The following is a 14,584-nucleotide window of genomic DNA, read 5'->3' on the forward strand; positions in this document are numbered from 1 at the left end:
ACTACACCCAACCCCCTACCCCCAACACCCTGCTTTGACTAAGTTTCATCTTTTCAACGGTCTTGGGGGTTCCCCCCATGAGCGACTGCTGTTAGCGTAGCGTTAGCGACGCAGGAGCGTCACCCGTAGTAGTTCGCCAGGAGGTCGGCAGGGGAGCAGGGGAGCAGAGGAGAGGCTTATACAAGTTCTTTCCCCTCTGCCCCTCTGCTAACCACCATGTAAAGTTGACTTGCCAGACTAGTAGGGTAAGGTACAGATGATTGTGAGGACACAACAATGTTGTTTTCTTACCTATGTACTTCATTTACTTGCAATAAGCTGTAAGTATAAGCTATTCATCCAATATTCCTTTACTGACATAAATTGGGTGCAATAAATTTTCAATTTTTGGTAACATATTGTAAAAAATAATTGAACCAAGAATACAAGACAAGCCTCCAAAAATTAAAACATTTGTTACATTAAATATACTTGCTAATCCACTTATAAATAAATTTCCAAATGGAATGATTCCCATAACTGACATATTATATATACCCATGAGCCGACCTCTTTTTTCATCATCTGATATTATTTGTAAAACAGAATTACTAGATGAATACTCTAAAATATAGCTACAACCTATTATTGGAACTATCATTAAAGAAAACCAAAAGCTTCTCGACAATGAAAAGGTAATTAATGCTGTACCAAATATAGCCGGAGCAAAGGCAATAATTTTACCAAGCCTAACTACATTTGTTTGAGAACTTAAATAAATGCCACCAAATAATGCTCCCAGTCCTGAGGCTCCCGTTAAGAAACCCAGAGTAGTAGAATCTCCTTGAAGAATTTGAATGGCAAAAGCAGGCATAATTCTTAAATACGGCATTCCCAAAAAACTGAGTAATGCTATCAATAGTAAAATTGAGCGAATAGGCAAAAAATAATAAGCATATATAAAGCCTTCTTTTAAATTCTGCCAAATATTATTTTGATAATTCCGGCGTACCATTATTAGTTTGTTAACTTTAATTGCTAACAAAGCTGTAATGATAGCCATATAACTAATACCATCAATTAAAAAACAGTGCCCAGGAGAAAGACTAGCAATTATAATTCCTGCGATCGCCGGAGCTATAATCCGCGAACCGCTAAGTAAAGAAGAATGAAGAGCGGTTGCATTAGTAATATCTTCTTTATTTTCAATTATATCCATTATGAAAGCATAGCGAGCAGGTATCTCAACGCTACTGATTAAACCTTGCAATATACTTGCACAAATTATCTGCCAAATACTGATTATTCCTGTTAAAGCAAAAATTGCTAAAGCTAACGAGAGAATCATCATGATAAATTGCGCGGTAATTAGAATATTACGTCGATTAAACTGCTCTATCCAAATACCAGCTAAAGGGCTAACTATTAAATTAGGAACCTGGCTCAGAAAACCAATTAAGCCCAGTAAAGCTACTGATTCTGTTTGAGAATAAACTAGCCATGCACAGGTAGTTTCTGTCATAAAACTACCAATCATAGATAAACTTTGACCACCAAAAAATAGACGGTAGTTTCTAGACTTGAAAGATCGCAAACTCTGGGTCACACTCATGTTGAGTAGATACCTCTAATATACCTAAGATCATCTTTGCTAAGGCGGCGGGATAAAATAGTAATGGCTTAATATCTGTAATAATCTCGATAGAGTTTGTGGTTTTTGCCATCTATCTTTGCACTTACAATAAATATACTACTATAAATCGATAAATTTATAGTAGTATGTTATGAGATTTGCATAGGTGAGGATAAAAAACAAGATATATCTCCCCCGTCCCCATTTAATTTGGAGGTAAAAATGTCAGAACCACGCTACGGTATTTGGGCCCCTGTTAGAGGTAATGTCCCTCTCCATGCGCCAGATGAACCGATTGATGTTAGTGATGCTAGTTATGAACGCACGCGATCGCTAATTTATTTTCTCTCTGTGATTCGGCTTCAAGTAGACCAGTTCCCAATACTGCTCGGTTAAGAATTTCAAACTGGAATTTGGTTTGGGGAAAAGGTTACTGGGTTTGGGTTAAAGGTTTTTTCTCCTTAACCGACAATTATTGCACCAGTTCCAACCGGATAAGAATTAACTTGTAATACTTAATGTTTGATAAACTAACAATTAGAGTATCATGTTAACTGTGATTTGCCATACACTCTTTGTATATATTATGCAAACTCTATCTACTGCATAATTTAGCCAGACAAATCAGCGATACCTCCGGTATGGCTACCGCTAGCGCAAGTTTATAGACAAAAAAGCAGATGAGCAAAACACGCCAGTTATAGAAACTCATTGGCGAAGACTGCACCGATGACAAATTAAGTGGTGCTTAAAATGCAGGCAATTAGATTTTTGCCTGTAGAAGCCGCTCACAGTGCCAAAGAAATATGTGACTGCCAAAAAGGAGAAAAGGAATTGCTAACAGAAAATGAACTACAACTATCTGCTGATGTGCTGGTAATTGGTGGCGGCCCTGCCGCAGCATGGGCAGCATGGGCAGCCGCATCCCAAGGAGTCAAAGTCATCATTGTTGATAAAGGTTTTCTGGGTACGAGTGGTGCGGCCGCTGCTAGTGGTAATGGCATCATGGCTCCTTCTCCAGAGAATTGGGACAAAGTTTTATCGGAGCGTTATCGCATAGGAAAAACCCTCGCTAACTCACGTTGGATTGAGCGTGTGATCGAAAAAACTTGGCTCAGTTTGCCCTTAGTGGAAGATTGGGGCTATCGTTTCCCCAAAGAAAATGGTGAATCTGTGCGCCAGAGTTATTATGGGCCTGAATATATGCGAGTACTTCGCAAAAACCTTTTGCGTGTTGGTGTGCAAATTCTCGACCAAAGTCCGGCTCTAGAACTTTTATTGGCTGACGATGGCTCAGTAGCTGGGGCAAGAGGTGTGCAGAGGCAACATCATCGTAACTATACCGTCCGTGCTGGTGCAGTGGTCTTGGCGAATGGCGGTTGTGCATTCTTGAGTAAAGCATTAGGTTGCAATACCAATACCGGTGATGGGCTGCTGATGGCAGTAGAAGCTGGTGGCGAACTCTCTAGTATGGAAGCTTCCAATCACTATGCAATTTCGACCGCTTTCAATGCCACAGTGACACGAGGTGTTCCTTTTGGCTGGGCTAGTTACACCGATGAAGCAGGTAATGATCTTGGTGGCTATGTCGATGGTCGTCGCGATCCATCGTTCCTTCCCAATGCCCTCTTGAAAGGCTCCGTTTATGCTCGTTTGGATCGAGCCACACCTGAAGTCAAGGCAGTGATTGAAAAGTCTCATTTCATCGCTTTTCTACCGTATAAAAAAGCTGACATTGATCCCTATACAGAACGAGTGCCTGTAACACTAATTTTAGAAGGTACAGTCCGTGGTACAGGTGGAATCCGTTTGACCGATGATAGTTGTGGTACAAAGGTTCCTGGACTCTACGCCGCCGGTGATGCTGCATCAAGGGAGTTTTTAGCCGGGTTAGCTTCTGGAGGTGGTGGCCCTAACGCTGCCTGGGCAATCTCCACAGGGCAATGGGCTGGAGTTGGGGCAGCTAGCTTTGCCAAAAGTTTGGGCGCTCAAGCAAATGAACGGGTTGCGCGTCCTGCTGGTCAAGTGGGATTGCGATCGCCTGCGGTGGGCGGAACGCGATCGCCTTCACCATCTTCTGAAACATTCGATAGTGAGGCGATCGTGCGCGGTGTACAAGAGCAGATGTTCCCGTTGGAGAAGAACTACCTGCGTTCTGAGCAGGGACTTCTGGATTCCCTTGCCAAATTAGAAACGCTGTGGCAGCAAGTACAAGGGAACCCGAAACAAGATACAGTGCGCGATGTGGAATTTTCTCGTCGAGCGGCTGCTCTGACGGCTGTAGCGCGATGGGCATATTTTAGTGCTTTACACCGCACGGAAACCCGCAGCGAACATATTCGTGTGGACTATCCCGAAACCGATCCAAATCAGCGTTATTACCAAGCAACCGGCGGCTTAGAAAGACTTTGGGTGAGACGCGATTGGATTAAGGATGCCATCGCTACACCACCAGCACTAACCACTCAAACCACACCCTCTGTATCAAAGTTGTAGCAGGAACAGAATCATGATCGAGCTTGTCAGCCATAAACTCTGTATCAATTGCAATCTGTGTGTTCAAGTATGTCCTACTAATGTTTTTGACTCCGTACCGAACCAACCACCTGCGATCGCCCGACAGGAAGATTGTCAAACTTGTTTCATGTGTGAAGCATATTGTCCTGCGGATGCGCTCTATGTTGCGCCCGAATCTCATACCAATGTTGCAGTCAATGAGGATGAATTAATTGAAAGTGGCATCATGGGTGAATATCGTCGCATCTTGGGTTGGGGATATGGCAGAAAAAACAATAGTGAATTAGATACTGCTCATAAACTACGCCAACTGCCGCGCCCCTATCAAAGTTAATTTCAGTAGGCTTGATTCTTAGGAGAGGGATACAACTAAGAATCAAGCCTTTGCAGTCATGGAGTGCAAGTTTTTGGTCAGGTTAAGTGTTTTATATCATGTCCGGCTAATTTGCCCCTCTGCCCCTCCGCTCCTTTGCTCCTCTGTGGTGTTAATGATAAGTCTTTAACCGGACATGATATTACCCCTAGACATACTTTTTCGGATCTTGCATTTGCAGCTTATATATGTGAATATTCCATCATAAAATACGGTAAATTGCCTGATTTATCGTAGTATTATGTTGCTTATTGTTTAAATGTATGTATGTTCACAAAGTATTTAGCAAATCGACTGATGAAGATTGTCAGCAGCCTTCTTCAAAATTATGAAATATTCAGAATTGGCATATTTGCTTTATTCTTTACGTGTGGGTTAAGTTTGACTCTTGTGATATCTGCGTGTTCTGCCAACAATACAGGTAGCTCTGTAGCAACACAGACAGCAAATCAAGGTGTGGTAGTTCGTATCGGTTATCAAAAAGCGGCAACTATTCTCAGCGCTCTCAAAAACCGAGGCAATTTAGCGCAAACTTTAACGACTGCTGGTGCTTCGGTGACATGGGCAGAATTTCCCGCCGGTCCACCCATGCTAGAAGCAATGAACGCAGGTAGTATTGACTTTGGCTATACAGGTGAATCACCACCAATATTTGCCCAAGCCGGAGGTACTCCCTTGGTTTATGTTGCTTACGATCCTTGGAGTCCCAAAGCCGAAGCAATTATTGTACCGAAAGATTCACCAATTAAAACGGTTGCTGACCTTAAAGGGAAAAAATTAGCCTTTGCTAAAGGCTCGAACACTAACTATCTTGTTGTCAAAGCTGTAGAAGCTGCCGGATTAAAGTATAGTGACATTCAACCAGCACATCTAACACCAGCAGATGCCCGTGCAGCATTTACTGGTGGTAACGTTGATGCTTGGGCAATTTGGGACCCTTACCTAGCAGCAGTTGAACACGACACAAAGGTTAGAAAATTAACAGATGCGACAAATTTAGCACCGAATCGGGGTTACTATCTTGCGCGTCAAGAGTTTGTTAATTCTCATCCAGATTTGTTGAAAACCCTGTTAGATGAAGTAAGCAAAGTAAATGAATGGGCAACAAATAATCCAGAAGAAGTTGCCAAGTTTTTAGAACCAGAGTTAGGGATTCCCGCAGCAGCATTAGAAATTGCCGAAAAACGACGAAAGTATGGTGTTTTACCGCTAACAGATGAAGTAATCACTCAGCAACAAAACATTGCGGATACTTTTCACAAAATCAAGCTAATTCCCAAGCAAATCCAAGTCAAAGATATCGTTTGGAACGGTAATAAATCTTAGAAGTTCCTCCCTACTCGCAAAAGCTTATGGACATCAATACCCAACAAATAAAAACGGATGTACTTGTCATCGGTGGCGGTACGGCCGGAACAATGGCTGGAATTAAAGCCAAACAAGCGAATCCCGATGCAGAGGTGCTGATTTTAGAAAAGGCTAACATCCGACGGAGTGGTGCGATCGCAATGGGTATGGATGGCGTCAATACCGCAGTTATTCCCGGACATTCCACACCAGAACAATACGTGCGCGAAATCACCCTTGCTAACGATGGCATTGTCAACCAAAAAGCCGTTTATCAAACAGGCAAATTAGGTTACGAAGTCATCCAAGAATTAGAAAGTTGGGGTGTGAAATTTCAAAAAGATGCCCAAGGCAACTATGACTTAAAACAAGTGCATCGTGTAGGTAAATATGTCTTACCCATGCCAGAAGGAAAAGACCTCAAAACCATTCTCACCCGACAAGTTAAACGCCACAAAGTCAAAGTCACAAATCGCGTCATGGCAACCCGCGTCTTAGTCAAAGCCGGACGTGCTATTGGTGCAGTAGGATTTGATGTTAGAAACGGAGATTATATTGTTATTCAAGCTAAAGCAGTCATCCTGTGTACAGGTGCTTGTGGCAGATTAGGATTACCTGCTTCCGGCTATCTCTACGGCACTTATGAAAATCCTACCAATGCCGGAGATGGCTATTCAATGGCTTATCATGCAGGTGCAGAACTTAGTAATATTGAATGCTTTCAAGTTAATCCTTTAATCAAAGATTACAACGGCCCCGCTTGTGCTTATGTTGCAGGCCCGTTTGGCGCACATACTGCTAATGCCGAAGGAAATCGCTTCATTAGCTGTGACTATTGGAGTGGTCAAATGATGTTGGAAATCTGGAAAGAATTAAATTCTGGTAAAGGACCAGTTCAATTGAAAATGACCCATCTCGATGAAGATACAATTGCAGAAATTGAATCTATACTGTGGGCGAATGAACGACCGAGTAGAGAACGTTTTCATCAAGGTAGAAATGAAGATTATCGCACTCACGGCATAGAGATGCACATTTCTGAAATAGGCTTATGTAGCGGTCATAGTGCTTCTGGTGTCTGGGTAAATGAAAATGCTCAAACAACCATTCCAGGTTTATATGCAGCTGGAGACATGGCCAGCGTCCCCCATAATTACATGATTGGGGCATTTGTTTTTGGTCGCATAGCCGGAACTCATGCCATTGAATATATCGAAGATTTAGATTTTATTGAACCAGACACAGATTTTTTAGAGGCTGAAAAAGCCAGAATTTACGCACCTTTAGCTCGTCCGAATGGTGTACCTCACACCCAAGTAGAATATAAATTAAGACGCTTAGTTAATGATTATCTGCAACCACCAAAATCAGGTAATAAAATCGAGATTGGTTTAAAACATTTTGTGCAATATCAAGAAACATTAGATTTAATGGGCGCTCGTGACCCTCATGAATTGATGCGTAGTCTAGAAGTTCACTTTATTCGCGATTGTGCAGAAATGGCAGCCAGAGCATCATTATATCGTCAAGAAACTCGTTGGGGACTTTATCATTACCGTTTAGATTACCCCGAAAAGAATGATGATGAGTGGTTTTGTCATGTCAACTTAAAGAAAGATGAATCAGGACAAATGGTATTGTTTAAGCGTCCTGTAGATACTTACCTTGTAGATGTAAATTTACATCATGAAATTTATGATGTAGCAGTGAAATAAACATGAAATATTTATTTTGGGATTTTGATAATACACTAGGTTATCGTCAAGGAATGTGGAGTGAAACATTACATTCAATTTTAGTATTGAATGGAATCTACAATATAGATTTAGAAGATATTCGACCATTCTTGAAGAATGTCTTTCCTTGGCACTCGCCTGAAACTCCCCATAGTTTATTGTTTAATGAAAAAACATGGTGGGAATACATGAATGAATACTTTGCAGAAATATATGAGAGAGTAGGGATAAATAGAAATCAGGCAATAAAATATGCTTTCCAAGTCCAAAATGAATATAAGAGTATTGAAAAATGGCATTTATATGATGATGTAATTCCTACTTTACAATATACAATTAAGAATAATTATAAAAATATAATTTTATCAAATCATATACCTGAGTTACACGAAATCATTGGCGAATTAAATATTACAGAATACTTTGAAGAAATATATACGTCTGGAAAAATTGGACATGAGAAACCTAGCCTCAAATTTTATACTCATGTCATCAATGATTTAAAGATTGAAAAAACAGAATGTATAATGATAGGTGATAGCTATAGTGCTGATATTACTGGAGCATTACGGGCAGGTATACAAGCAATTTTAGTCAGGAAGCCTAATGATAAAAATTATAAATTTTATAGTCCAGATTTCAAAGAAATACTAAAAATAATTAGAAACCTTTCAACTATGGAAGAAAGCATTTTTGTGAATTAAAAAATTGAATGAGTTATAAAGCCATAATTTTTGATCTCGATAATACACTGTTGGATTTTGAGCTATGTGAACGCCAAGCTATTCTTGGCGCATTGGAAGATTGTGCAGTATCTTTAGATTTAAATGGAGTCAGGGAGACTATTTTTCTTAAAGTTTTTGAAACTTATAATTCTAAGTATTGGCGACAGCGAGATATCTTTTCTCCTAGTGAGTTAATCGAGATGTCTTATCGAAGTACACTTGCTCAATTAGATATACAAACAGATCAAATCAGCAATCTTAGTCAAAGTTTTTGGCAAATTTTTAATCATTCGGGCGTAATGGAACCTGATGTAAATGAAGTGCTAACTGTTCTCGCACGCAATTATCGTTTGGCTGTCATTACAAACGGGTTTGTATCAGCGCAATTACCGAGAATGCAAGCTGCTGGAATTGAACATTTTTTTGAAGAAATTGTAGTTTCTGAAGCAATTGGTTTTGCTAAACCATCTCCTGAGATATTCCATCATGCTTTATCTAGATTAAATTTAACACCAGCAGAAGTTCTTTACGTTGGAGATTCTCTAAAGCACGACTATGCAGGAGCAACACAAGTCAAAATGGATTTTTGCTATTACAACAAAAAAAATCAAAATTTACCACAAGAAGCAAAACCAAAGTTTATGATAAGTGAACTATTAAATTTGCTGCAATTGTTTAACTAACAGATTTTTTATTTATTCATCTAAAGTTAGATTTTAAATAGTTTTTTGTAAATTATTTTAAAGATTTTTATAATATGTCTATATATAATTCAATTGGTCAACAATACTCAAAAACTCGCGTTCCTGATATCCGTGTTGTTAACAAATTAATTGATTTACTCAATTTACCCAAAGGTAGCATTATTGCTGATATCGGCGCTGGTACTGGTGGTTACAGTCTAGCACTAGCTAATAAAGGATTTCTTGTTAATGCTGTTGAACCTTCTATAGTTATGCGAAAACAAGCAGTAGAACATCAGCAAATTAAGTGGCTTACTGGCTATGCAGAAAATTTACCTCTACCAGATCAGTCTGTTGATGGAGTTGTAAGTATCCTGGCAATTCATCACTTTTCTCATCTCGAAAAAGCTGTTCAGGAAATGCACAGAATAATTAGAGACGGGGCAATAATTTTGTTAACTTTTGATATTAGATTAGCTCAGAAGATATGGCTTTATGATTATTTTCCGTTTTTGTGGGAAGATGCGTTACGATTTTTACCACTTAACGAACAGGTTAATTTAATTCAGAGTAATACTAAAAGGCGTGTTGAAGCTATACCCCTTTTATTACCATACGATTTATCTGATTTATTCGCAGCAGCCGGCTGGAGACGGCCAGAGTTATATCTTCAACCAGAAGTACGTGCAGGAATATCATCTTTTGCTTTAGCTAGTCAAGATTTAGTAGAGCAAGGAGTAAAGTTACTTGCAGCAGATTTAAGTAGTGGAGAATGGACGAAAAAATATGGCAATATTCACAATTTGACAGAGATTGATATAGGCTATCGTTTTATCCGTGCAACTCTGGATAACTAAATAATTGTAATTTAAAATTAAATTATGACAAATAAAGTTAGTGTAAGTGAAAAAATTAAAATTAGACAATTTGAGATTAAAGATGTAGAGAGAATTGCTAGTCTTCGCGAACAACTTGAATATTCTGTGACAAATAAACAAATAGAGCAACGCCTTACTAGAATTAAAAATAACGATGCTCATATTGTGTATGTTGCCACTGTAGAAGATGAATATGTAATTGCTTGGGCGCACGCTTCTATTTGTGATTCAATAGTTATTCCGACTTCAGCGATTCTTTTAGGATTAGTTGTAGATAAAGATTATCGTCATAGTGGAATTGGACGTTTTTTAATGCAACAAATTGAACAGTGGGCTTCCCTGGCTGGATGTGATAATGTTCTGTTACGTTCTAATATTAAACGCAAAGAAGCTCACTTGTTTTATGAGAAAATTGGCTATAGCAATATCAAGCAATCATTAACTTTTTATAAAAAATTGCTGTAGTAATAAATATGCAGTGCGATCGCTATCTCCTGTAGGTTGGGTGGAATGTAGTGGAACCTAACACATAATACCGGGAAAACAGAAAATATTTACATGATATCTCTCAATTTATTAGATAAAATCAATGCTAAACTTATTTTTTATACTTAATTATTCGCTAAAATTAATATCGCTTGATGTCGGGTTACTGAAAATAATGACAAATCAATTTACTGTGGTTGAGCAATTTAAAATTAAACAAGCAGAGATTAAGGATGCAGAGAGAATAGCTGTTCTTTGCGACGAACAACTTGGATTTACTGTGACAAATCAAGAAATAGAGCAACGTCTTGCTAAAATTAAAAATAATAATTCTCACATTGTGTATGTTGCAACTTTAGCAAATGAATATATAGTTGGCTGGGCACATGCTCATATTTCTGATTTGATAGTTAGGCAAACTTCAGCAATTATTTGGGGTTTAGTTGTAGATAAAGATTATCGAAATAATGGAATTGGACGTTCTTTAATGCAGCAAATTGAGCAGTGGGCTTTTCTGGCTGGATGTGAGAATATTTTGTTCACTTCTAATATTAAACGCAAAGAGGCACACTTATTTTATGAGAAAATTGGCTATACTAATATCAAACAATCATTTACTTTTCATAAAAAATTGATTTATTGAAAAATATACAGTTAATTAATACATTTACCACTCACCGTCTGCCTGCTCATCGTCTGTAATTTAAATATTTGAATGAACTGCATCGTATACATCTAGATAACCCAAAATCGTGAGATAATTCATGTAATATTACCCTATTTATTTTACCGTTTAGCAGTTTCAATACAAAATCATGGAGTTATTTTATGGCTTTAATTAATCAGAGAATAGATGTTCCTGTAATCGTTGATGAATCTAAATGTCTAGAAAAATGCACAGCCTGTATTGAAGTTTGCCCCTTGGATGTATTGGCAAAAAATCCAGAAACAGGCAAAGCCTACATGAAATATGATGAATGTTGGTTTTGTCTACCTTGTGAAAAAGAATGTCCAACCAATGCAATTACTGTGCAAATTCCCTTTTTATTACGTTAACTATCTGGGTAAAAATTAATGAATGATGACCTCAACCATTGGTTAGAAATGTTGCGATCGCCTGACGTAAATGATCGTATAGTAGCTGTCAAAACCTTGCAACATCTCGGCGATGACGAAACAATCGATGCTTTAATCATTGCTTTGAAAGACGAAAACTTTACTGTTCAGAAAATAGCAATATCTGCCCTTTGGGAAATTGCTAATCCTGTTGCCATCCCTGCGTTAATTGAATGCCTCAGTTCACCAGATACAGATATTCGTACTGAAGCCGTATCAGCATTAAACGAGTTAGTTACACAAGATGAATTGTTACTTTTACTAGATAAACTCCAAAGTAATGATGTAAATATTCAATTAAATATTTTGGTGCTTTTGCGGAAAATACATGATGTTCAATCTTTACCCGACATTTTACCATTTTTAGAATCAAAAAATCCTGAGTTAAGAGAAGCAGCTGTTACGACACTGCGATATATCAATCAACTAGAAAAATGTCCGCAAGCTTTAAATTTAATCTTTGATGAAGAAGCAAGTGTACGTCGTGCTGCTGCTTTAACTTTAGAATATTTACAAGATGCAGAAGTGATTAAAATACTTTGTCAAGCACTTACAAATGATAGTGACTGGCAAGTTCGCCGGAATGCAGCGAAATCTCTGGCTATTCATGCAAATAATCAAGCAGTTTCAGCATTAGAAATAGCTTTAAATGATGAACATTGGCAAGTGCGTAAATCAGCAGCACAAGCTTTACAAAAAATCCCGGATATTCAAGTTATGCCGAGATTAATTCAAGCATTAACAGATGAATATGCAGATGTCCGCAAAGAAGCTGCGATCGCACTTGGAAATTTAGCTTATCCCGACGTTATTAACTCCCTGCAACAAGCCTTAGATGATCCTGATAAGGAGGTGGCTATTCAAGCACAACGGGCAATTCAAAGGTTACAAAGAGATATTGTTTTTAACGCGGAGTAACGCTAAGTAAGCGCAAAGAGACGCAGAGTTTTTTTTGTCCTTATTTTTATAACCTCAGAAAAAACTTTGAATTTAAATTTACCTCTATAGTTCAACATATGATTAAGGCCGTATTTTTTGACCTTGACGATACGCTGATAGATCACAATACAGCAATTAGAAATGCAGCAAGTACATTGTTTAAGAAAATCATTCCCAATAGCGAATATGAGTTAACATTATTTCAAGAGCAATGGATATCTTTAACTCGTAAATGGTACAAACAGTTCTTTGCTAAACAAGTCTCATTTCAAGAATCGGGTAGAAGAAGATTAAGAGAAGCATTCTCGAATTATGGATATCAATTTTCAGATACTGATGCGGATAATCTATTGTCAGAGTATTGGGAAGATTATATCAGTAAATGTCAACTATTTGATGATGTGGTTAAGTGTTTTGCACAATTAGAAAAATACAAGATAGGGGTACTTACAAATGGTCAGGAGGCACAGCAGCTTAAAGTACTTAAACGCTGTGGTATTCTACCCGTTCTGGATGTGGTTGTTACTTCTGAAGCAGCAGGATTTGCCAAGCCTGCACCTCAAATTTTTCAGTATGCTTGTGCCAAACTAGGAGTACAACAAACACAGAGTGTTTATGTAGGGGATAACCTTGAATTAGACGCGATCGCGGCTAGCGATGCTGGTTTAATAGGAATTTGGCTTAACCGCAGCCACAGAAATTTAGGGGCATATCCTCTGATTGTCAAACAAATCAATGGGTTAAATGATTTATTGAAATTAGGTCTATAGAAGTGGAATCAAGGGAGCCAGGACTTTCCACTCAATATCAGTTAAGTCTAAGTCTGCGCAATAAGGCTTTCGTGCCATGAGTTATAGCGTTTACTAATCACATGAGGTACATCATATTCCCCTCCTCGCTTGCGGGGAGGGGGTTGGGGGTGGGGTTCTTGTACCTCACTCAACTGACAACCGCTGTATTATGTAATTACGCCGTATATGAGGTATATTATACTTGCGTTAATTCCTTGCTAATCGCCTCTAGATTTACTTTATAAATAGACTCTGAGAGAGTTAGTAATAATGGTGCAATCAGAAGTTAATTTTTACCAGCAAGAAGTAGTTGAAATCCTTAAACAGGTTATTGAACCAACTTTAAAAAATGACATTGTTAGCTTAGGAATGGTGCGAAATATTCGCATAGTTGATGACTATATTTACTTACGTTTATATGTTGGTTCTCATCAGCACCAATTACAGCCACAAATTCAATCTAAATTATCATCTTTATCTTGGTGTAAAAAAACTTATATTCAAATTTGTACAATTCCCGGTGTTAAAACAACTCTTGCAGTTTCTAGTGGTAAAGGTGGTGTGGGCAAATCTACAACAGCCGTTAATATCGCCGCAGCTTTAAAATTACAAGGTGCAAAAGTAGGACTATTAGATGCTGATGTTTATGGCCCCAATGTTCCCCAAATGTTGGGTTTAGGAAAAGCTGATATTCAAGTGATTAATACTCCCACAGGTGATAAGTTTTTACCTCTAGAAGTTCAAGGAATAAAAATAATGTCAGTGGGTTTACTTGCAGAAGCAAATCGTCCGTTGGCATGGCGGGGACCTGTATTGCATAAAATTATCACGCAATTTTTGCAAGATGTGGAATGGGGGGAATTAGATTATTTATTGATAGATTTACCTCCCGGTACAGGTGATGCTCAAATTACAATTATCCAAGAAAGCCCAATTTGTGGAGTCATTTTAGTGACAACTCCTCAACAAGTGGCTGTTGCAGATGTACGACGTAATATATATATGTTTCGCCAAGTGGGTGTTCCTGTGCTTGGCATCATTGAAAATATGAGTTATTTAATTTGCGGTGATTGTGGTTCACGCACACCGATTTTTGGTAGTGGTGGCGGCGAACAACTGGCCGCAGAATTACAAGCCCCTCTGTTGGGACAAATTCCCATTGATACCCGCATTTGTAGCGGTAGTGATACTGGAAATCCGATTGCTATAAGTGAATATGCTTCACCAGCAAAGGAGGTTTTTACACAAATAGCTACTTCATTAAATACTACTTTTACGTTACACGATAAAACTACGCAGCTTGACCAAGTTTAGTAGCTTCAAAAACTTCAATTAATTGCCCTGTTTAGCTGCCGAACTTCTTCTACAATTTGGCTCATTT

At 38.5% G+C, this 14,584-nt stretch carries 16 protein-coding genes; 14 read left to right on the forward strand and 2 right to left on the reverse strand.

Annotated features, from left to right (window positions below; translation table 11 throughout):
• Window positions 1–331: 331 nt before the first annotated feature.
• Window positions 332–1,591, reverse strand: a complete 1,260-nt coding sequence (locus RMY27_RS24135; protein WP_322667416.1) for an MFS transporter — start codon at window positions 1,589–1,591, stop codon at window positions 332–334.
• On the reverse strand, window positions 1,554–1,703 hold the full coding sequence (locus RMY27_RS24140; protein ID WP_322667417.1) for a hypothetical protein: 150 nt from the start codon (window positions 1,701–1,703) through the stop codon (window positions 1,554–1,556). The genes RMY27_RS24135 and RMY27_RS24140 overlap by 38 nt, the downstream gene beginning before the upstream one ends.
• A gap of 131 nt (window positions 1,704–1,834) precedes the next feature.
• On the opposite strand from RMY27_RS24140, the gene RMY27_RS24145 reads away from it, so the two are divergent.
• The 14 genes from RMY27_RS24145 (at window position 1,835) to RMY27_RS24210 (ending at window position 14,517) form a co-directional block, all read left to right on the forward strand.
• A complete protein-coding gene (locus tag RMY27_RS24145) occupies window positions 1,835–2,008 on the forward strand; it encodes a hypothetical protein (RefSeq protein WP_322667418.1) in 174 nt (57 codons plus the stop codon).
• 357 nt (window positions 2,009–2,365) lie between these two features.
• Complete coding sequence (locus RMY27_RS24150) at window positions 2,366–4,108, forward strand: FAD-binding protein (RefSeq protein WP_322667419.1); 1,743 nt, start codon at window positions 2,366–2,368, stop codon at window positions 4,106–4,108.
• A 13-nt stretch (window positions 4,109–4,121) separates the two neighbouring features.
• Window positions 4,122–4,463, forward strand: coding sequence for a 4Fe-4S binding protein (locus tag RMY27_RS24155; protein WP_322667420.1), 342 nt, complete (start codon window positions 4,122–4,124; stop codon window positions 4,461–4,463).
• A gap of 429 nt (window positions 4,464–4,892) precedes the next feature.
• Window positions 4,893–5,828, forward strand: coding sequence for a sulfonate ABC transporter substrate-binding protein (locus RMY27_RS24160; RefSeq protein ID WP_322667421.1), 936 nt, complete (start codon window positions 4,893–4,895; stop codon window positions 5,826–5,828).
• A 26-nt stretch (window positions 5,829–5,854) separates the two neighbouring features.
• Window positions 5,855–7,564: a fumarate reductase/succinate dehydrogenase flavoprotein subunit gene (locus tag RMY27_RS24165; RefSeq protein WP_322667422.1), complete on the forward strand. Its 1,710-nt coding sequence runs from the start codon at window positions 5,855–5,857 to the stop codon at window positions 7,562–7,564.
• 2 nt (window positions 7,565–7,566) lie between these two features.
• Complete coding sequence (locus RMY27_RS24170) at window positions 7,567–8,289, forward strand: HAD family hydrolase (protein WP_322667423.1); 723 nt, start codon at window positions 7,567–7,569, stop codon at window positions 8,287–8,289.
• Between the two features lie 8 nt (window positions 8,290–8,297).
• On the forward strand, window positions 8,298–8,993 hold the full coding sequence (locus tag RMY27_RS24175) for an HAD-IA family hydrolase (protein ID WP_322667424.1): 696 nt from the start codon (window positions 8,298–8,300) through the stop codon (window positions 8,991–8,993).
• A gap of 74 nt (window positions 8,994–9,067) precedes the next feature.
• Window positions 9,068–9,850 (forward strand): class I SAM-dependent methyltransferase, encoded by a 783-nt coding sequence (locus tag RMY27_RS24180; RefSeq protein ID WP_322667425.1) that lies wholly within the window; start codon window positions 9,068–9,070, stop codon window positions 9,848–9,850.
• Window positions 9,851–9,874: 24 nt separating this feature from the next.
• Window positions 9,875–10,336 (forward strand): GNAT family N-acetyltransferase, encoded by a 462-nt coding sequence (locus RMY27_RS24185; RefSeq protein ID WP_322667426.1) that lies wholly within the window; start codon window positions 9,875–9,877, stop codon window positions 10,334–10,336.
• 196 nt (window positions 10,337–10,532) lie between these two features.
• The gene (locus RMY27_RS24190; RefSeq protein ID WP_322667427.1) at window positions 10,533–11,000 is read left to right on the forward strand and encodes a GNAT family N-acetyltransferase; all 468 of its coding nucleotides are present in this window, start codon (window positions 10,533–10,535) and stop codon (window positions 10,998–11,000) included.
• Window positions 11,001–11,185: 185 nt separating this feature from the next.
• Window positions 11,186–11,413: a 4Fe-4S dicluster domain-containing protein gene (locus tag RMY27_RS24195; protein WP_012408944.1), complete on the forward strand. Its 228-nt coding sequence runs from the start codon at window positions 11,186–11,188 to the stop codon at window positions 11,411–11,413.
• Window positions 11,414–11,431: 18 nt separating this feature from the next.
• Window positions 11,432–12,391 carry a HEAT repeat domain-containing protein gene (locus RMY27_RS24200; RefSeq protein WP_322667428.1) on the forward strand — a complete coding sequence of 320 codons (960 nt, stop codon included), beginning with the start codon at window positions 11,432–11,434 and terminating at the stop codon, window positions 12,389–12,391.
• A 98-nt stretch (window positions 12,392–12,489) separates the two neighbouring features.
• Window positions 12,490–13,182, forward strand: a complete 693-nt coding sequence (locus tag RMY27_RS24205) for an HAD family hydrolase (RefSeq protein ID WP_322667429.1) — start codon at window positions 12,490–12,492, stop codon at window positions 13,180–13,182.
• A gap of 291 nt (window positions 13,183–13,473) precedes the next feature.
• Window positions 13,474–14,517, forward strand: a complete 1,044-nt coding sequence (locus RMY27_RS24210) for an Mrp/NBP35 family ATP-binding protein (RefSeq protein ID WP_322667430.1) — start codon at window positions 13,474–13,476, stop codon at window positions 14,515–14,517.
• The last annotated feature ends 67 nt before the right edge of the window (window positions 14,518–14,584 follow it).

Source organism: Nostoc sp. DedQUE09 (assembly GCF_034530915.1).
Classification (GTDB): Bacteria; Cyanobacteriota; Cyanobacteriia; order Cyanobacteriales; family Nostocaceae; genus Nostoc.

Excerpts from the sequence above, each read along its gene's own strand:
- RMY27_RS24135 (WP_322667416.1), bottom strand. The coding sequence starts at position 1,591 with ATGAGTGTGACCCAGAGTTTGCGATCTTTCAAGTCTAGAAACTACCGT.
- RMY27_RS24140 (WP_322667417.1), bottom strand. The coding sequence starts at position 1,703 with ATGGCAAAAACCACAAACTCTATCGAGATTATTACAGATATTAAGCCA.
- RMY27_RS24145 (WP_322667418.1), top strand. The coding sequence starts at position 1,835 with ATGTCAGAACCACGCTACGGTATTTGGGCCCCTGTTAGAGGTAATGTC.
- RMY27_RS24150 (WP_322667419.1), top strand. The coding sequence starts at position 2,366 with ATGCAGGCAATTAGATTTTTGCCTGTAGAAGCCGCTCACAGTGCCAAA.
- RMY27_RS24155 (WP_322667420.1), top strand. The coding sequence starts at position 4,122 with ATGATCGAGCTTGTCAGCCATAAACTCTGTATCAATTGCAATCTGTGT.
- RMY27_RS24165 (WP_322667422.1), top strand. The coding sequence starts at position 5,855 with ATGGACATCAATACCCAACAAATAAAAACGGATGTACTTGTCATCGGT.
- RMY27_RS24170 (WP_322667423.1), top strand. The coding sequence starts at position 7,567 with ATGAAATATTTATTTTGGGATTTTGATAATACACTAGGTTATCGTCAA.
- RMY27_RS24175 (WP_322667424.1), top strand. The coding sequence starts at position 8,298 with ATGAGTTATAAAGCCATAATTTTTGATCTCGATAATACACTGTTGGAT.
- RMY27_RS24180 (WP_322667425.1), top strand. The coding sequence starts at position 9,068 with ATGTCTATATATAATTCAATTGGTCAACAATACTCAAAAACTCGCGTT.
- RMY27_RS24185 (WP_322667426.1), top strand. The coding sequence starts at position 9,875 with ATGACAAATAAAGTTAGTGTAAGTGAAAAAATTAAAATTAGACAATTT.
- RMY27_RS24190 (WP_322667427.1), top strand. The coding sequence starts at position 10,533 with ATGACAAATCAATTTACTGTGGTTGAGCAATTTAAAATTAAACAAGCA.
- RMY27_RS24195 (WP_012408944.1), top strand. The coding sequence starts at position 11,186 with ATGGCTTTAATTAATCAGAGAATAGATGTTCCTGTAATCGTTGATGAA.
- RMY27_RS24200 (WP_322667428.1), top strand. The coding sequence starts at position 11,432 with ATGAATGATGACCTCAACCATTGGTTAGAAATGTTGCGATCGCCTGAC.
- RMY27_RS24205 (WP_322667429.1), top strand. The coding sequence starts at position 12,490 with ATGATTAAGGCCGTATTTTTTGACCTTGACGATACGCTGATAGATCAC.
- RMY27_RS24210 (WP_322667430.1), top strand. The coding sequence starts at position 13,474 with ATGGTGCAATCAGAAGTTAATTTTTACCAGCAAGAAGTAGTTGAAATC.